This is a genomic window from Sphingobacterium puteale (assembly GCF_003627955.1).
GTDB lineage: Bacteria > Bacteroidota > Bacteroidia > Sphingobacteriales > Sphingobacteriaceae > Sphingobacterium > Sphingobacterium puteale.
The window spans coordinates 73,941-92,033 of sequence record NZ_RBWS01000007.1 but is presented as its reverse complement, the minus strand read 5'-3'; the positions used below and the strand labels follow the sequence as shown (position 1 = coordinate 92,033).

Sequence of the window (18,093 nt, the reverse complement as noted above, 5' to 3'; positions counted from 1 at the left end):
AATAATATAAACGCGCCTGCTGCTGAATTCCAGCAGCAGGCGCGTTTATGTTGAAAGCTGTATGCTACAGCATACCACCGTCAACAGGAAGAACCTGTCCAGTTACGTATGCGGATAAATCAGATGCAAGGTATAGGCATGCATTGGCAACATCTTCTGGAGATCCGGCGCGTTTCAATGGAATTCCTGCTTCCCATGTTGCTATCACTTTAGGGTCTAATATATCTGTCATTTCCGTACGGATAAATCCTGGAGCAACCACGTTTGCGCGAATATTGCGAGAACCTAATTCTTTCGCAATGGATTTTGTGAATCCTATAATACCTGCTTTGGAAGCAGCATAATTTGATTGACCAGCATTTCCCTGAACGCCAACAACGGAAGACATATTGATGAAAGAGCCTTTACGGTTTTTCATCATTATTTTTGAGGCCGCTTTTGTTACATTAAATACGGATTTCAAGTTAACGTTCAATACATCATCCCAGTTTTCTTCTGTCATACGCATAAGCAGACCATCCTTTGTGATGCCGGCATTATTGACTACAATATCCAGGCTTCCGAAATCTGCAACGATTGCGTTGACCAGTTGTTCTGCTTCTTCAAATTTTGAAGCATCAGAACGATAGCCGATTACTTTTGTTCCGTAGGCTTGAAGCTCTTTTTCCAGCGCTTGTCCCTTTTCTACAGACGAAAGGTAAGTGAAAGCGACATTGGCACCGTGTTGTGCAAACACTTCGGCAATTTTTCTTCCAATTCCTTTTGATGCTCCAGTTACCAAAGCAATTTTTCCTTCAAGTAGTTTCATATAAGAGTGTAATGTTATTCGTTGATGTTTTTGCAAAAATGTTAAAACTATATTATAACACAAAATCTTTCGATAAATAAGGATTCAAAACGCGCCAAGTGGTGATGTGATTTGCGGCTATTCATGGCCGGCAGAATAGGCGATATCATGTGTATGGTGTTTGGAGATGAGAAAAGTGAAATTTTGCCAACACTTAGGATTATTTTAATAAATCAATGGTATTTTTGAATAAGTGTTCCTAAAAAGTACAGTTTTTTGACAAAAGACTTGGGCGTTTACCAAAAACTATATTAAATTTGCATCAATCACAAAAACATGAGCAAAAAATCAAATAAAGAAGTTGACGTTGTTCTAATCGGCGCCGGTATTATGAGTGCTACTTTGGGTACACTAATCAATGAATTAAGCCCAGACGTTAATATTGAAATTCTTGAGCGTTTGGATGTTGTGGCGGCTGAGAGCTCTGACGCTTGGAATAATGCTGGCACAGGCCACTCGGCCTTGTGCGAATTGAATTATACACCGGAACAAAAAGATGGTTCTGTAAAAGTTGATAAAGCTGTTAAAATTGCAGAGCAATTCGAAGTATCGAAGCAGTTTTGGTCGTACTTGGTTGATAAAGGAATTATTGCCCAACCGGAGAATTTTATCCGCAGCATTCCACACATGAGTGCGGTTTTTGGTGAAAAAGATGTTAAATTCCTGAAGACAAGATGGGAGACGATGAATACCCAGACTTTGTTTAAGGGCATGGAATATACCGAAGATGCAGAACTCTTGAAATCATGGATTCCTTTGATGATGGAAGGACGGGATGCAAGTGAGAAAATTGCTGCGACCAAGATGGATTTAGGTACTGACGTGAATTTCGGTTCATTGACACGTGATTTGATTAACAATCTGGCAAACAAAGAAAATATTTCAATTTCCTTAAACCATGAAGTTGTTGATATCGACCGTGAGGATGATGGCCGTTGGGAAATCGAAGTGAAGGATCTGAAAACAGGGAAAAAGAGAGAGCTAAAAGCGAAGTTTGTTTTTATAGGCGCTGGCGGGCACTCCTTGTTGTTGTTGGAGAAATCGGGTATCCCAGAAGCGAAAGGTTATGGTGGATTTCCTGTGGGGGGACAATGGTTGAGATGCGTAAACGAAGATATTATCAATACGCATCATGCTAAAGTCTATGGTAAAGCATCTGTTGGTGCTCCACCGATGTCTGTACCACATTTGGATACACGTTACATCGATGGTAAGCAAGCTTTACTTTTCGGTCCATATGCTGGTTTCTCGACCAAATTTTTGAAACAGGGTTCTTATTTTGATTTGCCGGCTTCAATCAAATTATCCAATATCCGTCCGATGTTATCCGCGGGACTTGATAATTTGCCATTGACCAAATATCTCATTACAGAGGTTATGAAATCTCCTAAAGATAAATTGGAATCGCTGAAACAATTTATGCCAACCGCTAAATTAGAAGATTGGGTTATTGAAAAAGCTGGCCAACGTGTACAGGTGATTAAAAAAGATGAGAAAAAAGGGGGGATTTTAGAGTTTGGTACCGAAGTGGTATCGAGTGCAGATGGTTCTATCGCAGCCTTATTGGGCGCGTCGCCAGGTGCATCTACTTCGGTGGCGATCATGATCAGTCTCTTAAAGAAATGTTTCCCTGAGCGTGCTAAATCAGATGAATACCGCAAAAAACTGCGCGAGATGATTCCTTCACATGGTAAGTCATTAAATGATGATGCTGAGCTTTGCCGTGAAACGCGTATCCGTACGCATAAAACATTGAAATTAATAGATATAGATTAATTTCAATAAACAATATACTTATGGGGTGCTTGGAAATGACTATGTCATCCGGGCTGAGATTATACCCAATAAAGGCGATTGTACGGCCTTGTACAATCGCTTTTATATACCTGATCCGGGTAATGCTGGCGTAGGGATTTTAATTTCAATAAAAACATCCGTTTTTCCGCTCGTAAGTTTATTATGTAATTACACAAAATAATAAACATTTGAATGACTTCTGAGACAATTTTCGAAGCTTTTATTAAACAAATACAACAGGCCACAATAGCCGAATGGCTGGGGGTCTGTTTTGGTATCCTGCAGGTTTGGTTTTCGCGACAGAATAAATCTGTCAATTACCTCTTTGGGATTATAGGTATCATTATCTCGGTATATGTTTTATTCCATGCAAAATTATACGCCGAAATATTGTTGCATCTGTATTATCTTGTCATGAGTGTTTATGGCTGGATCTACTGGAAATATAGCAGTGATAATATAGTGCCGATCAGTCGTAGTACAGTCCGCGATTGGCAGATTGTTGGTTTTATCTGTGTGGCAGGTTTTCTGTCATTCTATTTTGGTCTGGTGCATTTAACTGATTCAGATGTTCCGCTATGGGACTCCTTTGTTTCCTGCACAGCCTGGGCGGGGATGTGGCTGCTGGCGAAACGTAAACTTGAAAATTGGATTTTGCTTAACATCAGCAATCTGATGGCGATTCCTTTGCTGATGCACAAGGGTTTATTCCTGTATGCTGCTTTAACCTTATTTTTATTTGTGATGGCTTTTAGTGGGTATTTTAATTGGCGGAGAATATTAAGTGATGAAAAGAAATATGCAACTGATTGATGGGGATATCGCTGTTCTTAAGGACCAGCAACGCAAAGGAATTCAGCAAAAGAGTTTGTCTAATGAGCAGCTTGAGCTAATATACCGGAACAAGTGGTTTAAAATCTGGGTACCACAATCTTTGAATGGCCTGGGGCTGGATTTGGTCAGTGGGCTTTCTTTGTTGAAGGAGCTGGCTTATCATGATGGGGGATTGGCGTGGACAGTAACTTTATGTGCCGGTGCGAATCTTTTTACTGGCTTTATTGATCCAGCGGTCGGACAGGATATTTTCAACTCAAAAACGGTATGTTTTGGCGGCAGTGGTCAGGTTGCTGGTGTGGCTGAACGTGAGGGTAAATCTTATCGCCTGAAAGGGCTTTGGAAATATGCTACCGGAGCTCCCCACTTGACACACTTTACCTTGAACGCCTATATTCAGGAGGATGGAAAGCCGCTATTGGATGAGGGTGGAGACCCACTTGTAAAATCGTTCTTTGTGGCGCGTGAATTTGTATTGATTCATTATGATTGGGATACATTTGGCCTGGAGGCGACAGCATCGCATTCCTTTTCGCTGGACAATATACGGGTGGATGAGCATCAGTCATTTTTTATCGATGCCTCAAAAAGTACACGGACGGAGCTGCTCTACAAATACCCTTTTATGCCGTTTGCAGAGTTGACCTTACTGGTAAACTTTATGGGGATGTATCATCGGTTTTTGGATTTGATCGAGAAGTTATTTGTATTGAAGTCTAATGGTGGGAGATGGGAAAGCGCGGAAAGTAAAGCTGCTTTTCGGATGTTGGATGAAATGCAGCAGGACTATACAGCTAGGGAAAATAGTATCATGGAGCTTGCTGTTCGATCTTGGGATAATCTTGAGAATGAAGCTGATAATACCACATTATATGAGCGTATAGCAATGGAAAGTAGAGACTTTGTGGAGATTATTCTATCTAATGTCATTAAACTCTATCCCCATACGGGGATTTCGGGCGCAGCCACTGACAATGAAATCAATATTTTATTTCGGAATATATTTACGGCATCTCAGCATAAATTGCTGCAAAAGAATTTGTCCTAAACTTGGGGCTAGACAAGCATGCTGCAATAGAATTTTAGCTGGAGATACTTGAAGAACTTGGAGTTATAGTTGTTAAATAAAAAAGACGATCAATTGGTCGTCTTTTTTATTGTTAAATAGGATGTGTTCCCGGCGGGGGTCGAACCCACATCGTCAGAACCGGAATCTGAAATTCTATCCATTGAACTACGGGAACGTGTCGCAAAGATATACTATTTTCCAGATCTTACAAATAATCTTTGCGATAAAATTTAAACTTTTGAACCGGGAATTTCAGCAGCATGGCCATCCTTGTTTTAGCCGCCCAGCTTTTATAATTTATGCCATTCCGGTTTTCTGACCTAACTTTTTGTCTATTAGTAACATGTATTCATGGTTGCGTTTAAGTTGTGCTGCACTGTTTGCTCGGGTGCTTTATTCGGACTGCAAATTCCATTGGGTTTAGGGTGGCAAAAAATATCATTGCATTTGGCACAACAACCGTTTTAAACTTATGTATTGATTTACCCAACCGATAACAGATTAAGATCTGGGATGGTATTGCGTGATGATGGAATGGAGGTAATCCCGATCGATATGTGTATATATTTCAGTCGTTGTAATGCTTTCATGCCCCAACATATCTTGTACAGCCCTTAGATCAGCACCGCCTTCAACGAGGTGAGAGGCAAAGCTATGTCTAAATGTATGGGGGCTAATCGTCTTTTGCAATCCAATTTTTTGAGCAAGTTCCTTAATGATCAGAAAGATCATCACCCTAGATAAAGCCGAACCTCTTCTGTTCAGAAATACAATGTCCTCATTCCCATCTTTGATTTTAATATGTGGTCTAACGGAATCCAAATAGAGCCTCAAGTGTTTGATCGCCTGCTGACCGATGGGAATCAGCCGTTCTTTACTGCCTTTGCCTTCCACTTTGATAAATTCTACATCGAGAAACAAATTGGATATTTTGAGGTTGACGAGTTCGGATACCCGCAGTCCACAACCATATAATACTTCAATAATTGTTTTATTGCGTTCGCCCTCCATGCTGGAAAGATCTATGGCTGCAATCAATTGGTCAATTTCATGAATGCTCAATACACTCGGCAGTTTTCTGCTCAGCCGTGGTGCCTGCAGCAGTTCTGTCGGATTGTTGTCCAGTTCATGTTCGATGATCAAAAAACTAAAAAATGTTTTCAGTCCGGATATCAAACGCGATTGTGTGAACGGCGAGATATTAAATTCCTGCAACCACTGTAGAAAATGCTGAATATCTTTGCGGGCAATCTGATTTAAAACGAGGTTGTTATCCTCACAATAGACCTGGAATTTAGAAACATCGTTCAGATAGGCGTCTATTGAGTTGATGCTTAAACCCCGTTCGAACTTTAGAAATTGCTCGAATTCTTTTTTTATGACCTGCCAGTTGCTGAAATCCATTTGCAACAAAATTACAATTAACTATTGTTCTTTTCGAAAGATATTCTGTATTTTTAAGCGTATTTTTTACAAAACATGAGCAATAGGAATGAGAAGCTCCATCCCGTAAGGGATATTAAAAATATTTTATCCGTATTCACTATCTATCGGGACAATTGGTCTCCAGTCCCGTTTACCCTAATATAAACAAATAGCAAAAAATTAAAAAAAAGAGTTTTTTTGTATGAAATTCATTAAACCACTTGCATTAGTCTTTTTACTACCCGCGACTTTCTATGGAGTAGAAGCAAAAATGCCAACCAGCTTGAGGGCGGAAGCCAGAGCTATTCTGTCACAGGATAGTTTGGCCTTAAATCAAAAATTGCCTTTCGACAATGAAGTTGTCACCGGTAAACTAAAAAATGGATTTACATATTTTATCCGTAAAAATACAGAGCCCAAGGGCCGCGTTACGATGTATTTGGGCATGAAAGCTGGTTCGATCCTAGAAAATGAAAAGCAGCTCGGGTTGGCGCATTTTTTGGAACACATGAACTTTAATGGTCTGAAGCATTTTCCAAAAAATGAACTTGTCAATTACCTCCAGAAAGCTGGTGTCCGGTTTGGCTCGGATCTGAATGCCTATACCAGTTTTGATCAAACAGTCTATCAATTACCTATACCGTCGGATGATCCAGAATTGTTGAAAAATGGATTGCAGGTCATGCGCGACTGGGCACAAGATGCTTTATTGGATGGAGAGGAAATTGATAAAGAACGTGGGGTAATTTTGGAAGAGAAACGTGGGGGAAGGGGCGTGCAACAACGTCTGCAAGATCAGTATTTTCCGATGGTACTCAACGGATCTCTTTATTCAAAACGTTTACCGATTGGTACGGAAGAAATTTTAAAGACCTTTCCATATAGCGAAATACGTAAGTTTCACCAGGACTGGTACCGCCCAGATCTGCAGGCGCTCATTATTGTAGGTGATATTGATCCTAAAGCAATCGAAGAAAAAGTGAAGGCGTTATTTTCGGATATGACGATGCCGAAGAAGGTTCTTCCACGTAAAGAGTTTCGGGTCGATCTGTTGAATAAAAATCAATTTTTGACGATCTCGGATCCAGAACTTCCTTATACCGTAGCCCAGATCCTGATCAAGAACGAAAAGGAAAAGGTGGTTACCGTTGGAGATTACCGTAACGAATTGCTCAAAAGCATTTTCAATCAGATGATTGCTGGCCGTTTTTCTGAGCTGATGCAGCAACCCAATCCACCTTTTATGCAAGCAGGGGGTAGTATCGGCGATTTCGTGGCTAACTTAAATACATTCTCCCTAGTGGTGGTACCCAAACCGGGAGAACTGGAATCAGGGTTTAAAGCGATGTTGACCGAATTTGAGCGTATCCAAAAATACGGCTTTACACAGACTGAGCTTGATCGGGCGCTCGCTGATATGAAGAAGGGCAATGAAATGGCCTATATCGAGCGGGATAAGAAAAAATCCGATAGCTATGTCAACCGTTATCTGAACTACTTTATTGACCACGAACCTGCCTTGAGTAATGAGGCTTCTTATAACTTAACGAAACAATTATTGCCCACCTTAAAACTGGAAGAGGTAAATGCCTTGGTCAAAAAATATTATACCGATTTAAATCGTGATATATTGATTATGGGCCCCGAAAAGGAAAAAGCTAACCTGCCTACCGAACAAGCTGTTCTAGGCTGGGTAAAGGCTGTCGAAGATACTCCGGTCTCTGCTTACGAAGATAAGGTCTCTAATCTGCCTTTGCTATCCAAAGAGCCTGTCAAGGGTACTATTCTGTCTTCAAAAGACATTGGCGCGGTTCAAGCGAAGGAATTGCAATTGAGCAATGGCGTGAAGGTGATCTTAAAACCAACAGATTTTAAGAATGACGAAATTCAGATTGTGGCTTATAGCCCGGGGGGAACATCGTTATACCCTGATGCGGATTATTTCTCGGCCTCAAATGCATCCTCATTGGTGGACGCAAGTGGTGTTGGACAAATGAGTAATGTCGAATTAACGAAATATCTTGCCGGGAAGGAGGTTTCGATTTCACCGTATATTTCCGAGCGCTATGAGGGTATCTCTGGTCGCACAGATAAAGAAGGCCTGAAAAATGCCTTTGAGTTAATTTATGGTTATTTTACGGAACCACGGCTGGATAGCGATATCTTTCAGAGTACTATGACCAGAGCAAAAGGATCATTGGAGAACAGGCTGAGCGATCCCAATAATGTCTTTTCAGATAAAGTAAAAGAGGTGCTCTATGGTAATAATGTTCGGAGACAAAACCCGACAGTCGAAACGCTTACAAAGATTGATCCGAATCGTGCATTGGCAATTTATAAAGAACGATTTGCAGATGCTTCGGATTTCGTTTTTACTATTGTAGGATCATTTGATGAAAACCAGATTAAACCCTATATTGAGACTTATCTTGCCTCTCTACCTGCAGTCAAAAGGGGAGAGAACTATAAAGACTTAAATATTCTGGAGCCGGCTAAAGGGGAGCGTGTTGTCGTGCACAAAGGCAAGGAGCAGAAGGCAAGTACGCAATTGGCTTATTATGGAGACTATGACTATAGTGAAGCTGAAAATGTTAATATGGAAGCTTTGGAGAGTGTGTTGACGATCAAATTACTTGAACGATTGCGTGAGAAAGAAGGCGGTGTGTATGGCGTCGGTGCCCGTGCCGGTTTCAATAAACTTCCTAAAGCACGTTATGCCTTTTCAATTGGTTTCGGTTCGGCGGTAGATAAAGCGGATGCATTGATCGCTTCGGCATTGGACGAGGTGAAAAAGATTCAGGATCAAGGTCCAGAAAAGGTGGATATCGAAAAATTTGTGGCGGAACAAAGAAGGCAGAACGAATTAAACCTGCGGGAGAACGGCTATTGGCTGAATTATATCTCCAGTTCTTACCAAAATGATCTGGATATCAGTAGATATACACGTCGCACAGAGAACCTGAATAAAGTCACGCCGAAATCTGTACAGGATGTCGCGGGAAAATATTTGAAAAAAGATCGACTTTTTGAATTTATTTTGATGCCAGACTCTAAATAGGGTAGAATCCATTGCACATACAATAAAAAGGGTCGTTTACTGCATCAAGTAAACGACCCTTTTTATTGTATAAAAAAATCCCAATCATTTCTGATTGGGATTGCCAAAAATTTCAATAAATATCTTTTTTAACCTAAATAAGATTTTAAGATTTTGCTTCTTGAAGTGTGTCTCAAACGTTGAAGAGCCTTGTCTTTAATTTGACGTACGCGTTCCCGTGTCAAATTGAATTTCTCGCCGATTTCTTCAAGCGACAGTTGGTGGTTGGAACCTAATCCAAAGAATAGAACAATGATTTCACGTTCTCTTTCTGTTAAAGTTGCCAATGATCGCTTGATTTCTTCTGAAAGAGATTCATCAATTAAAGAGCTATCCGTATCTGGATCATGGTTTTCCAATACGTCCAAGAGTGTGTTTTCTTCACCTTGAACAAAGGGGGCATCCATGGATACGTGACGGCCAGAATTACTTAAGGTGTCCGAAACCTTGTCAACGGTGGTTTCAAGGATATCTGCCAGTTCTTCAGGAGATGGCTCCCGCTCGTATTCCTGTTCTAGTTTTGAGAAAGCCTTACTGATTTTGCTTAGAGAACCGACTTGGTTCAATGGCAGACGTACGATACGTGATTGTTCAGCAATTGCTTGAAGAATAGATTGGCGAATCCACCAAACGGCATAAGAAATAAATTTAAAACCCTTTGTTTCGTCAAAACGTTTAGCTGCTTTAATTAAGCCCAGGTTGCCTTCATTGATTAAATCACCTAAGGTCAATCCTTGATTTTGATATTGTTTTGCTACTGATACTACGAAACGAAGGTTGGTTTTAGTCAATTTTTCCAAGGCAACTTGATCGCCTTCGCGGATGCGCTGTGCTAATTCTACTTCTTCTTCTGCTGTAATTAAGTCTACTTTACCAATTTCATGTAAGTATTTGTCCAAAGACTGGGACTCACGATTGGTGATAGATTGTGTAATTTTGAGCTGTCTCATTAATTTTTATTAATTCTCCTCTCTAAGAAATGTTTGCGAAAATACGAAAAATTTTTGAATTATTAATGGAAAATGGATTATCTATCCGCTCATCTATAATGAGTTATAATTTGGTAGACCTTCATTTTACACCATCAAAAACTATTCCATTTAATAATGTTTTTCTTCCTCAATTGTAGCTTTAATATTCAACTGATTGATATTTAAAGCCCTAACTATTTTTATTTTTTTTCTATTCTCAAGTAATTTACCTAATGATATCAGATATGTTACGTGGGCTGCATTCTTTCAATTTATTTTAAAATGATAATTTTATGATAAAACAAAAAGATATATGTTTTGTTTTACTAGAGACATTAAATAAATTTAAAGGAATAAAAATTATAATATGCCAATCTTAATTCATTTGGATAAAATAATGAAAGAGAAAAAAATGTCACTTAACCAATTGAGTGATAGTGTAGGGATTACGCTTTCTAATCTTTCAATCATAAAAAACCAAAAGGCCAAGGCCCTGCGGTTAGATACACTTGAAGCAATATGTAAAGCGCTAGACTGCCAGCCTGGTGATTTGTTACAATATTATGACGGTGGTGATTAGAAAATCTAGAATCTGTAGCCTTTTAAAAAGTCTACGACATTCATTTTCTTTTTGCCTTCCAGCTGCAGTTCTGATACGCTGATATAGCCATCTTGCGTTGCAAACTTTAAATAGCTTTTTTGATCTGTCTCTATTGTTCCGGGAGCGACAGCAATAGCTGTTTGCTCTTTTTCCGTTTGATATATTTTTAAGACTTTGTCTTTCAGGGTTGTGAATGCTGTTGGGTAAGGACTAAGTCCGCGTATAAAGTTGTAAACAACGTCGGTAGATTGATTCCAGTTGATTTTACAATCATCTTTGAAGATTTTTGGTGCATGTTTCAATGAGGTTGTTGGAACTATGTTGTCTTGGCTTTTAGGTTGCAAAGTTCCTGCTTTTAACGCCTGGATTGTTTGGAGCAATGTTCGGGCTCCTGCATGCATCAGCTTGTCGTGAAGATCTCCGGCAGTATCCATTTCTAGGATAGCAACTTTTTCGGCCAACAGTATATTTCCCGTGTCAATTTCATGCTGCAATAGGAATGTGGTCACGCCAGATTCTTTTTCACCGTTCATAATGGCATGATTGATCGGTGCAGCCCCCCTGTACTGTGGAAGTAAAGAAGCGTGGACGTTTATCGTGCCGTATTTCGGCATATTCCAGACCATTTCGGGTAACATGCGGAATGCAACTACGACCTGAAGGTCGGCCTGATAGCTCTTTAGTTCAGTCAAAAAAGCCTCATCGCGAAGTTTGAAGGGTTGAAGTACGGGGATATTATGTTGTTTAGCGTATACCTTAACAGCTGATTCATGAATTTTTTGTCCGCGACCTGCAGGCTTGTCCGGTACCGTCACTACAGCAACGACTTGTTCGCCAGATTGAATGAGTGCTTTAAGTGAAGCAACAGCAAAGTCAGGGGTCCCCATGAAGATGATACGCATAGTAGAGGTGTTTTTTATAAAATTCTTAAAATTAATCAATAACTTGGCGGATGATCAATCCGCCGCGAAAGCGCCAATTATTTGTTATTACAGTTTTGTAAATAACAAATTTTTATAACTTTGCGAAGTTACATAAATATATTGAAAGCTTGAATTTTCCTTATTTTTTAGCAAATCGAATAGCATTTTCCGGTAAACGGACTTTCTCCAAATTGATTGTTCGGGTTACAATTGGTGCAATTGCGCTAGCCATTGCTGCCATTATTATCTCTATTGCTGTTTTGCGGGGATTTAAAGGGGAAATTATTAGCAAGCAACGCGGCTTTTTTGCGGATATACTGGTCTTGCGTTACGATCTAAATAAATCCTACGAAAATTCACCAATTTCACTTACTCCCAAACTTCATAAAACCATATTGGCGAATCCGCAAGTGTATTCCATCAACGCATTTGCGACGAAGGCTGGCATCATCAATGTGAATGATGAGGTGGAAGGTGTTGTTTTAAAAGGAATAGATTCACTATATGATCAGCAGCCGATAAAAAATATGCTGCTCGAAGGAGATACGATAGACTTTAAGTCCGAGACTGTGGATAATCAGATTTTAATCTCTAAATATCTGGCCGACCGGCTTCTCCTAAAGGTAGGTGATGATTTTATTATGTATTTTGTTCAGGAGCCTATCCGTAAAAGAAAGTTTGTCATTAAAGGAATATTTAATACAGGCTCGGAAGAACTGGACAAGGTGTACGTGATCGGGTCGCTTAACCTCATTAGAAAACTGAGCAATCTTGATGACAATGAGGTAGGGGGGTATGAAATTCGGATTAAAGATTTCAGTCAGCTGGGACCGACGACAGCTAAAATAGAGGATATGCTGCCGATTGATATGCAGGCAATCAATATTAAAGATCAGGTGCCGGATATTTTCCAGTGGTTGGATCTACTGGATATGAATACCAAGATTATCTTTATACTCATGACTGTGGTAGCTATTATCAATATGATTTCGGCCTTATTGATTACTATCCTTGAGCGTACCTCCATGATCGGTATTTTAAAGGCTCTGGGCTACCATAATGCGGGTATTCGGCGGGTGTTTATGTATAGCGCATTATACCTGATCGGTCTTGGTCTGCTGATCGGTAATCTCATCGGTTTAGGCTTTTATTTTCTGCAGGATTATACCCATTTTTTTAAGTTGGATGAGCAAACCTACTATATTTCTTATGTGGCTGTAAAGCTTTATTGGTCAGACGTTGTATTGGTCAATCTTGCTGTAGTCTTCATTGGTATGGTTTCCCTGTTTATTCCTTCGATGTTAATTACCAAGATTAGTCCGATAAAAGCAATTTCTTTTAAGTAGGCCTTTTTTTAGGGCTCGTTTTGCAGGAAAAATCGTATTTTTAGGGCTGTTAGCTATTTTCGGCTAGTAAGGAAATAATAGATATATTTTACCGATAGCATACGAGCACATATGAATAAAACTTTCGAGCATATTTCCCAAGCTTTTGAAGCGCCTTTACAAAATCCTGTACTTATTTTTTCACTGGTACTCTTTATTATTCTTCTTTCCCCAATCATCCTTCGGCCAATTAAAGTACCGGGTATTATCGGACTGATAATCTCCGGTGTCATTATTGGCCCCCACGGATTAAATTGGCTGGAGAAAAATTCAGCTATTAACCTATTTTCGACCATAGGGCTTTTATATATCATGTTTATTGCCGGGCTGGAACTGGATATGAATGAATTCAAAAAAACTAAAAATAAAAGCTTACTGTTTGGTTTTTTTACATTTATCGTTCCCATAAGCATCGGTTATCCCGTTTGTCATTTCCTGTTGGGCTATGATGTGCTGGCGAGTCTGTTGATATCAAGTATGTTTGCGACGCATACTTTGGTGTCTTATCCCATCGTGAATAGTTATGGGATCTCTAAGATGGAAGCGGTGGCGATTACCATTGGTGGAACGATTCTGACTGATACGGCGGTGCTCATTATCCTGGCTGTCATTACAGGTGTGTCACAAGGGAATATAGGAAATGAATTTTGGGTTACACTCGGTATTTCCTTTGCGATTTTCCTCTTTATAATGTTTGGTATTATTCCAAGGATTGCGAAATGGTTTTTTGAGCGGCTGGGCAGTGAAAAGACAGCAAACTATATTTTTGTGCTTTCCGTTGTATTTTTTGCTGCCTTTCTGGCAGAAATAGCGGGTTTGGAACCCATTATCGGAGCGTTTGTGGCGGGATTGGCTTTGAATAAATTGATACCACATTCTTCAGCACTGATGAATCGAATCGAATTCATTGGTAATGCTATTTTCATTCCTTTTTTTCTTATATCTGTAGGTATGATTGTGGATGTAAGTGTTATTTTGAAAGGACCTCAGGCATTAATTATAGCCGGTACGCTCACGATTGTGGCTATTGCGGGGAAATATGTGGCGGCTTGGCTGACACAGAAAATATTTAAGTATAGCCGTGGGCAGCGCAACCTGATTTTCGGTCTGAGTAGCGCGCATGCTGCTGCTACATTGGCGGTTATAATGGTCGGTCACAAAAACGGAATTATAGATGAAAATGTGCTGAACGGAACAATTTTGCTCATTTTGGTAACCTGTATAGTTGCGACCATCGTCACGGGAAATGCTTCTAAAAAAGTGGTTATGGATGGCGAACAGGATGAGGAGCATACCGATGTGGTAAAAGAGAAAGATGAAAATATCCTGATCTCTATTGCTAATATGGATAATATGGAGCCGATCCTTGATTTTTCAACTTACATCAAGAGTAAAAAGTGTACCTATCCAGTGAGTATTGTATCTGTAGTAAAGGATAATGAGCAGGCACAACTGAATATGGCCCGCGCACGTAAAAATTTGGACAACATGGTGCGTTATGCTTCGGGTTCAGAGACAAATGTCAATATCAGTGCAACGATAGATTTAAATATTGCCAGCGGTGTGGCCCGGTCAGCAAAAGAGGTGTCGGCAAATTGTATTGTGCTGGGCTGGCCAAGCGCAGCCAATTTTATGGATAAATTTGTCGGCGAAAAAACAGAAAGTATTCTCAACAGAACGTCGGCCAATGTAATGCTCTGTCATTTTAAAAAGCCATTTATTTCCAATAAATCCATTGTTGTATTTGCTCCGCCGATGTGTGAGGCTGAGTTTGGTTTTGAATACTGGTTGGAAAAGGTGATCAAACTTGCTCAGGAGCTCTCTGTTCCTATTTCTTTCGTCGTTGATACGCGGTCTGCTGCGGCGGTCAATGCGCATCTCATCGATATTAAAAACTCTGTTCCCGTGACGTTCAGGCATTACGATGACTGGGATAATTTGCAGGGACTAAAAGCGTTTAAGGAAGATGATTCCATGTTTATCTTTGTTTCTGCACGGAATGGAGAAGTATCCTATCGGGATTCGCTGGATGGTGTTGCAAAAAAATTAGATCGTATCTACGCAAACGAAAACCTTGTTTTGGTGTTTCCTAGTAGAATAGAGAATGCACATATCGACGAATATGAGGATGTTGAGGCTGCACCGATATTCCGGAAGATTAGTAAAGAGATTGGAAATATGTTTAATAAAGGATAGTTGCTATCCGCTAAAAATGCAGATTTATGTCGAATAAAATTACAATGTCCAATGAAGGAACATTACAAGTTCCAGATTTCCCAACGATTCCTTTTATCATCGGTGATGGCATAGGCCCTGACCTATGGCATGCGGCAGTGCGTGTTTTTGATCGGGCTGTAGAGAAGGTATACAATGGACGGCGGAAAATCAGCTGGAAAGAAGTTTTGGCAGGGGAAAAAGCATTTCATGAAACAGGAGAGTGGTTGCCGAAGGAAACTTTAACTGTATTACGCGAATATCTGGTGGGTATAAAAGGACCTTTGACCACACCTGTAGGCGGTGGTATCCGCTCTTTGAATGTAGCCTTGCGGAAGGATCTGGATCTCTACGTCTGTCAAAGACCTACAAAATGGTTTGAAGGTGTGCCCTCTCCGGTCAGACATCCCGAGTATGTGGATATGGTAATTTTTCGGGAAAATACCGAAGACATTTATGCGGGGATAGAGTTTCAGGCTGGCAGTGCTGAATCCAATAAATTGCAGGATTTCCTTCATGACGAACTTGATATTGATTATAACTTTTCGAGTACGACAGGGGTTGGCGTCAAATTGGTTTCTGAAGAAGGATCCAAACGTCTGGTTCGCGCGGCGATCGAACATGCCATTCAATATGGATTACCTTCGGTGACCATCGTCCACAAGGGAAATATCATGAAATATACCGAAGGGGCTTTTAAAATCTGGGGTTTCGAGGTTGCAGAAACAGAATTTGCGGATAAAACCTATACCTGGGGGCAATGGGAGCGAACCAAAGCAGAGAAAGGTGAGTCAGCTGCCAACCAGGAACAGAAAGAAGCTTTAGCTTCGGGCAAAATCCTGATCAAGGATATCATTGCGGATAATTTCTTGCAACAGATCTTGCTTAATCCACGTGATTTTTCGGTAGTGGCTACGTTGAATTTAAACGGCGATTATATCTCCGATGCCCTTGCAGCTATGGTTGGCGGGATAGGAATAGCGCCTGGAGCGAACATAAACTTTAAGACCGGGCATGCCGTTTTTGAAGCTACTCATGGTACGGCACCACGATTTGCAAATACAAATACCATGAATCCGTCATCTGTTATTCTCAGTGGAGTGATGATGCTCGAATATTTAGGCTGGACAGAGGCTTCTGCAGCTATCGTAAAGGCACTTGGGGAAACCATTATCGCAAAAACGGTGACCGTGGATTTTTACAATCTAATGGATGATGCAATATTGGTCAAAACCAGTGAGTTCGCAGATCGGATCATTGAAAAATTATAAGAATTTTCTTTTTTAAGATATTAAGCAGAAATTTGATTAAAATTTCTGCTTTTTTATGCATCATGATCAACTTCCCCTTTTTGTAAAAGAATCCACCGTATTTAGTGCGGAAGATAAAATTAAACTGGCTCAGATAGACCGTTTGCCTACACCACAAGAAGTGGATGAAATTACATCCCTGCCTGAAATCTATGAATTATTAAATGCCTTTATCGGTGATCAATCCTCACGCAATGTCCATCTTCAGCTTAAAGCGAAAGAGTATTTGCAAGATAATCAATTAGATATGGCCTGGAAGGTCCTTCTTCTGTGATTATTTTAACAACCAATCAGTATGTTGTTGTGTGATATTTTTATTGAAATCAATCATAATTTTGTAAATTATCAATAAAAAAACAGAATAGTTGAAAAATATATAATTTTATTTTACCTTTGGTTTTTAAAACAACAGATTGCTTTACTAGGGTTCAGAAAGGGCAATCAAACAAACTATAACATCAATGAAACATAATTTTGGAGCAGGTCCATGTATTCTGCCAAAGGAAGTATTTCAACAAGCCTCAGAAGCTGTAATTGATTTTAACAACACAGGTTTATCAATTTTAGAGATCTCTCACCGTTCCAAAGAGTTTGAAGCAGTGATAGATGAGGCGACTCAGTTAGTACGCGAATTATTAGCCGTACCACAAGGATATTCGATTCTTTTCTTGCAAGGTGGAGCAAGTCTGCAATTTGCGATGGCACCCTTAAACCTTTTACCTGAAGGCGGTAAAGCTGCTTATTTAGATACAGGTGTATGGGCGACAAAGGCCTTAAAAGAAGCAAAGAAATTCGGAACAGTAGATGTTGTAGCCTCCTCGATAGATAAGAACTATTCTTATATTCCTAAAGGATATTCAATCCCTTCGGATGCTGCTTATTTTCACTATACCGCAAATAATACAATTTATGGTACCGAGGTGTTTGAAAAACCAGCTACGGAATTGCCAGTAGTTGTGGATATGTCTTCAGATATTTTTTCCCGCGAGATCAATGTCGCAGATTACGATTTGATCTATGCCGGTGCACAAAAAAATATGGGCCCTGCCGGTGTGACTTTAGTTGTTGTTAAGGATGATATTTTGGGTAAATCAGGACGTGTATTGCCTTCGATGTTAGATTATAAATTGCATATCGATGGCGGTTCCATGTATAATACGCCTCCGGTTTATTCGATCTTTGTTTCGATGTTGAATTTGCGCTGGTTAAAAGCAAAAGGTGGCGTTGCTGTTTTGGAGCAGGAGAATATCATTAAAGCACGTGCGCTGTATGATGAAATCGACCGCAATCCTTTATTTAAAGGAACTGCGGCTGTTGAAGATCGTTCACGTATGAATGTGACTTTTGTCATGGATACGCCTGAACTGGAAGCGGAATTTTTGACTCTGGCGAAAGAACGTAATCTGATTGGCATTAAAGGACACCGTTCGGTAGGTGGATTTAGAGCTTCGATCTACAACGCATTGCCATTGAGCAGCGTGAATGCGTTAATCGATGCGATGAAAGAATTTGAAGATACGCACAAATTATAAAATTGATTAAAAGTATACTGATGAAATAAACCGGCTTCATGGAGATCATCGTTGATCTTCAAAAGGTTTGTTTACCTCATCTCATAAA

Annotated in this window: 14 protein-coding genes and 1 tRNA gene; 10 read left to right on the top strand and 5 right to left on the bottom strand. The window is 40.0% G+C overall.

All coding sequences use genetic code 11. The features are described 5' to 3' along the window. Positions 1-64: 64 nt before the first annotated feature. Positions 65-808, bottom strand: coding sequence for a 3-oxoacyl-[acyl-carrier-protein] reductase (gene fabG, locus D7322_RS09615; protein WP_121123636.1), 744 nt, complete (start codon positions 806-808; stop codon positions 65-67). A 315-nt stretch (positions 809-1,123) separates the two neighbouring features. Between fabG and D7322_RS09610 the strand changes: the two genes are divergently transcribed. The 3 genes from D7322_RS09610 to D7322_RS09600 all read left to right on the top strand — a co-directional run bounded on the left by D7322_RS09610 (position 1,124) and on the right by D7322_RS09600 (position 4,526). Beyond that, complete coding sequence (locus tag D7322_RS09610; RefSeq protein ID WP_121123634.1) at positions 1,124-2,623, top strand: malate:quinone oxidoreductase; 1,500 nt, start codon at positions 1,124-1,126, stop codon at positions 2,621-2,623. A 213-nt stretch (positions 2,624-2,836) separates the two neighbouring features. Beyond that, a complete protein-coding gene (gene pnuC, locus D7322_RS09605) occupies positions 2,837-3,457 on the top strand; it encodes a nicotinamide riboside transporter PnuC (RefSeq protein WP_121123632.1) in 621 nt (206 codons plus the stop codon). Continuing rightward, positions 3,432-4,526: an acyl-CoA dehydrogenase family protein gene (locus tag D7322_RS09600; protein WP_121123630.1), complete on the top strand. Its 1,095-nt coding sequence runs from the start codon at positions 3,432-3,434 to the stop codon at positions 4,524-4,526. Before pnuC ends, D7322_RS09600 begins: the two co-directional genes overlap by 26 nt. Positions 4,527-4,650: 124 nt before the next feature. On the opposite strand, the gene D7322_RS09595 is transcribed toward D7322_RS09600, so the two are convergent. Together D7322_RS09595 and xerD are read right to left on the bottom strand one after the other, a co-directional pair. Beyond that, a tRNA-Arg gene (locus D7322_RS09595) sits at positions 4,651-4,722 on the bottom strand. 326 nt (positions 4,723-5,048) lie between these two features. Next, a complete protein-coding gene (gene xerD, locus D7322_RS09590; protein WP_121123628.1) occupies positions 5,049-5,951 on the bottom strand; it encodes a site-specific tyrosine recombinase XerD in 903 nt (300 codons plus the stop codon). 223 nt (positions 5,952-6,174) lie between these two features. Between xerD and D7322_RS09585 the strand changes: the two genes are divergently transcribed. Further along, positions 6,175-9,030, top strand: a complete 2,856-nt coding sequence (locus D7322_RS09585) for a M16 family metallopeptidase (protein ID WP_121123626.1) — start codon at positions 6,175-6,177, stop codon at positions 9,028-9,030. Between the two features lie 128 nt (positions 9,031-9,158). Here the strand turns inward: D7322_RS09585 and D7322_RS09580 are convergent, their stop codons facing one another. Then, positions 9,159-10,019, bottom strand: coding sequence for a sigma-70 family RNA polymerase sigma factor (locus D7322_RS09580; RefSeq protein WP_028068906.1), 861 nt, complete (start codon positions 10,017-10,019; stop codon positions 9,159-9,161). Positions 10,020-10,407: 388 nt separating this feature from the next. Between D7322_RS09580 and D7322_RS09575 the strand changes: the two genes are divergently transcribed. Then, positions 10,408-10,620 carry a helix-turn-helix domain-containing protein gene (locus tag D7322_RS09575; protein ID WP_121123624.1) on the top strand — a complete coding sequence of 71 codons (213 nt, stop codon included), beginning with the start codon at positions 10,408-10,410 and terminating at the stop codon, positions 10,618-10,620. 5 nt (positions 10,621-10,625) lie between these two features. Here the strand turns inward: D7322_RS09575 and fmt are convergent, their stop codons facing one another. Continuing rightward, the gene (gene fmt / locus D7322_RS09570; RefSeq protein ID WP_121123622.1) at positions 10,626-11,543 is read right to left on the bottom strand and encodes a methionyl-tRNA formyltransferase; all 918 of its coding nucleotides are present in this window, start codon (positions 11,541-11,543) and stop codon (positions 10,626-10,628) included. 149 nt (positions 11,544-11,692) lie between these two features. Here fmt and D7322_RS09565 point away from each other — a divergent pair, with 149 nt between their 5' ends. The 5 genes from D7322_RS09565 (at position 11,693) to serC (ending at position 18,005) form a co-directional block, all read left to right on the top strand. Next, complete coding sequence (locus tag D7322_RS09565; RefSeq protein WP_121123620.1) at positions 11,693-12,910, top strand: ABC transporter permease; 1,218 nt, start codon at positions 11,693-11,695, stop codon at positions 12,908-12,910. Between the two features lie 111 nt (positions 12,911-13,021). After that, positions 13,022-15,145, top strand: a complete 2,124-nt coding sequence (locus tag D7322_RS09560) for a cation:proton antiporter (RefSeq protein ID WP_121123618.1) — start codon at positions 13,022-13,024, stop codon at positions 15,143-15,145. Positions 15,146-15,171: 26 nt separating this feature from the next. After that, positions 15,172-16,434, top strand: coding sequence for an NADP-dependent isocitrate dehydrogenase (gene icd, locus D7322_RS09555; protein WP_121123616.1), 1,263 nt, complete (start codon positions 15,172-15,174; stop codon positions 16,432-16,434). A 55-nt stretch (positions 16,435-16,489) separates the two neighbouring features. Next, positions 16,490-16,747 (top strand): hypothetical protein, encoded by a 258-nt coding sequence (locus D7322_RS09550; RefSeq protein WP_121123614.1) that lies wholly within the window; start codon positions 16,490-16,492, stop codon positions 16,745-16,747. Between the two features lie 187 nt (positions 16,748-16,934). Continuing rightward, the gene (serC, locus tag D7322_RS09545; RefSeq protein WP_121123613.1) at positions 16,935-18,005 is read left to right on the top strand and encodes a 3-phosphoserine/phosphohydroxythreonine transaminase; all 1,071 of its coding nucleotides are present in this window, start codon (positions 16,935-16,937) and stop codon (positions 18,003-18,005) included. The last annotated feature ends 88 nt before the right edge of the window (positions 18,006-18,093 follow it).

Bases quoted from the DNA above. Each gene is read 5' to 3' on its own strand.
- icd (WP_121123616.1), top strand. From the start codon at position 15,172: ATGTCGAATAAAATTACAATGTCCAATGAAGGAACATTACAAGTTCCA.
- D7322_RS09600 (WP_121123630.1), top strand. From the start codon at position 3,432: ATGAAAAGAAATATGCAACTGATTGATGGGGATATCGCTGTTCTTAAG.
- D7322_RS09560 (WP_121123618.1), top strand. From the start codon at position 13,022: ATGAATAAAACTTTCGAGCATATTTCCCAAGCTTTTGAAGCGCCTTTA.
- D7322_RS09575 (WP_121123624.1), top strand. From the start codon at position 10,408: ATGCCAATCTTAATTCATTTGGATAAAATAATGAAAGAGAAAAAAATG.
- D7322_RS09610 (WP_121123634.1), top strand. From the start codon at position 1,124: ATGAGCAAAAAATCAAATAAAGAAGTTGACGTTGTTCTAATCGGCGCC.
- D7322_RS09580 (WP_028068906.1), bottom strand. From the start codon at position 10,019: ATGAGACAGCTCAAAATTACACAATCTATCACCAATCGTGAGTCCCAG.
- D7322_RS09550 (WP_121123614.1), top strand. From the start codon at position 16,490: ATGCATCATGATCAACTTCCCCTTTTTGTAAAAGAATCCACCGTATTT.
- xerD (WP_121123628.1), bottom strand. From the start codon at position 5,951: ATGGATTTCAGCAACTGGCAGGTCATAAAAAAAGAATTCGAGCAATTT.
- fabG (WP_121123636.1), bottom strand. From the start codon at position 808: ATGAAACTACTTGAAGGAAAAATTGCTTTGGTAACTGGAGCATCAAAA.
- fmt (WP_121123622.1), bottom strand. From the start codon at position 11,543: ATGCGTATCATCTTCATGGGGACCCCTGACTTTGCTGTTGCTTCACTT.
- serC (WP_121123613.1), top strand. From the start codon at position 16,935: ATGAAACATAATTTTGGAGCAGGTCCATGTATTCTGCCAAAGGAAGTA.
- pnuC (WP_121123632.1), top strand. From the start codon at position 2,837: ATGACTTCTGAGACAATTTTCGAAGCTTTTATTAAACAAATACAACAG.
- D7322_RS09585 (WP_121123626.1), top strand. From the start codon at position 6,175: ATGAAATTCATTAAACCACTTGCATTAGTCTTTTTACTACCCGCGACT.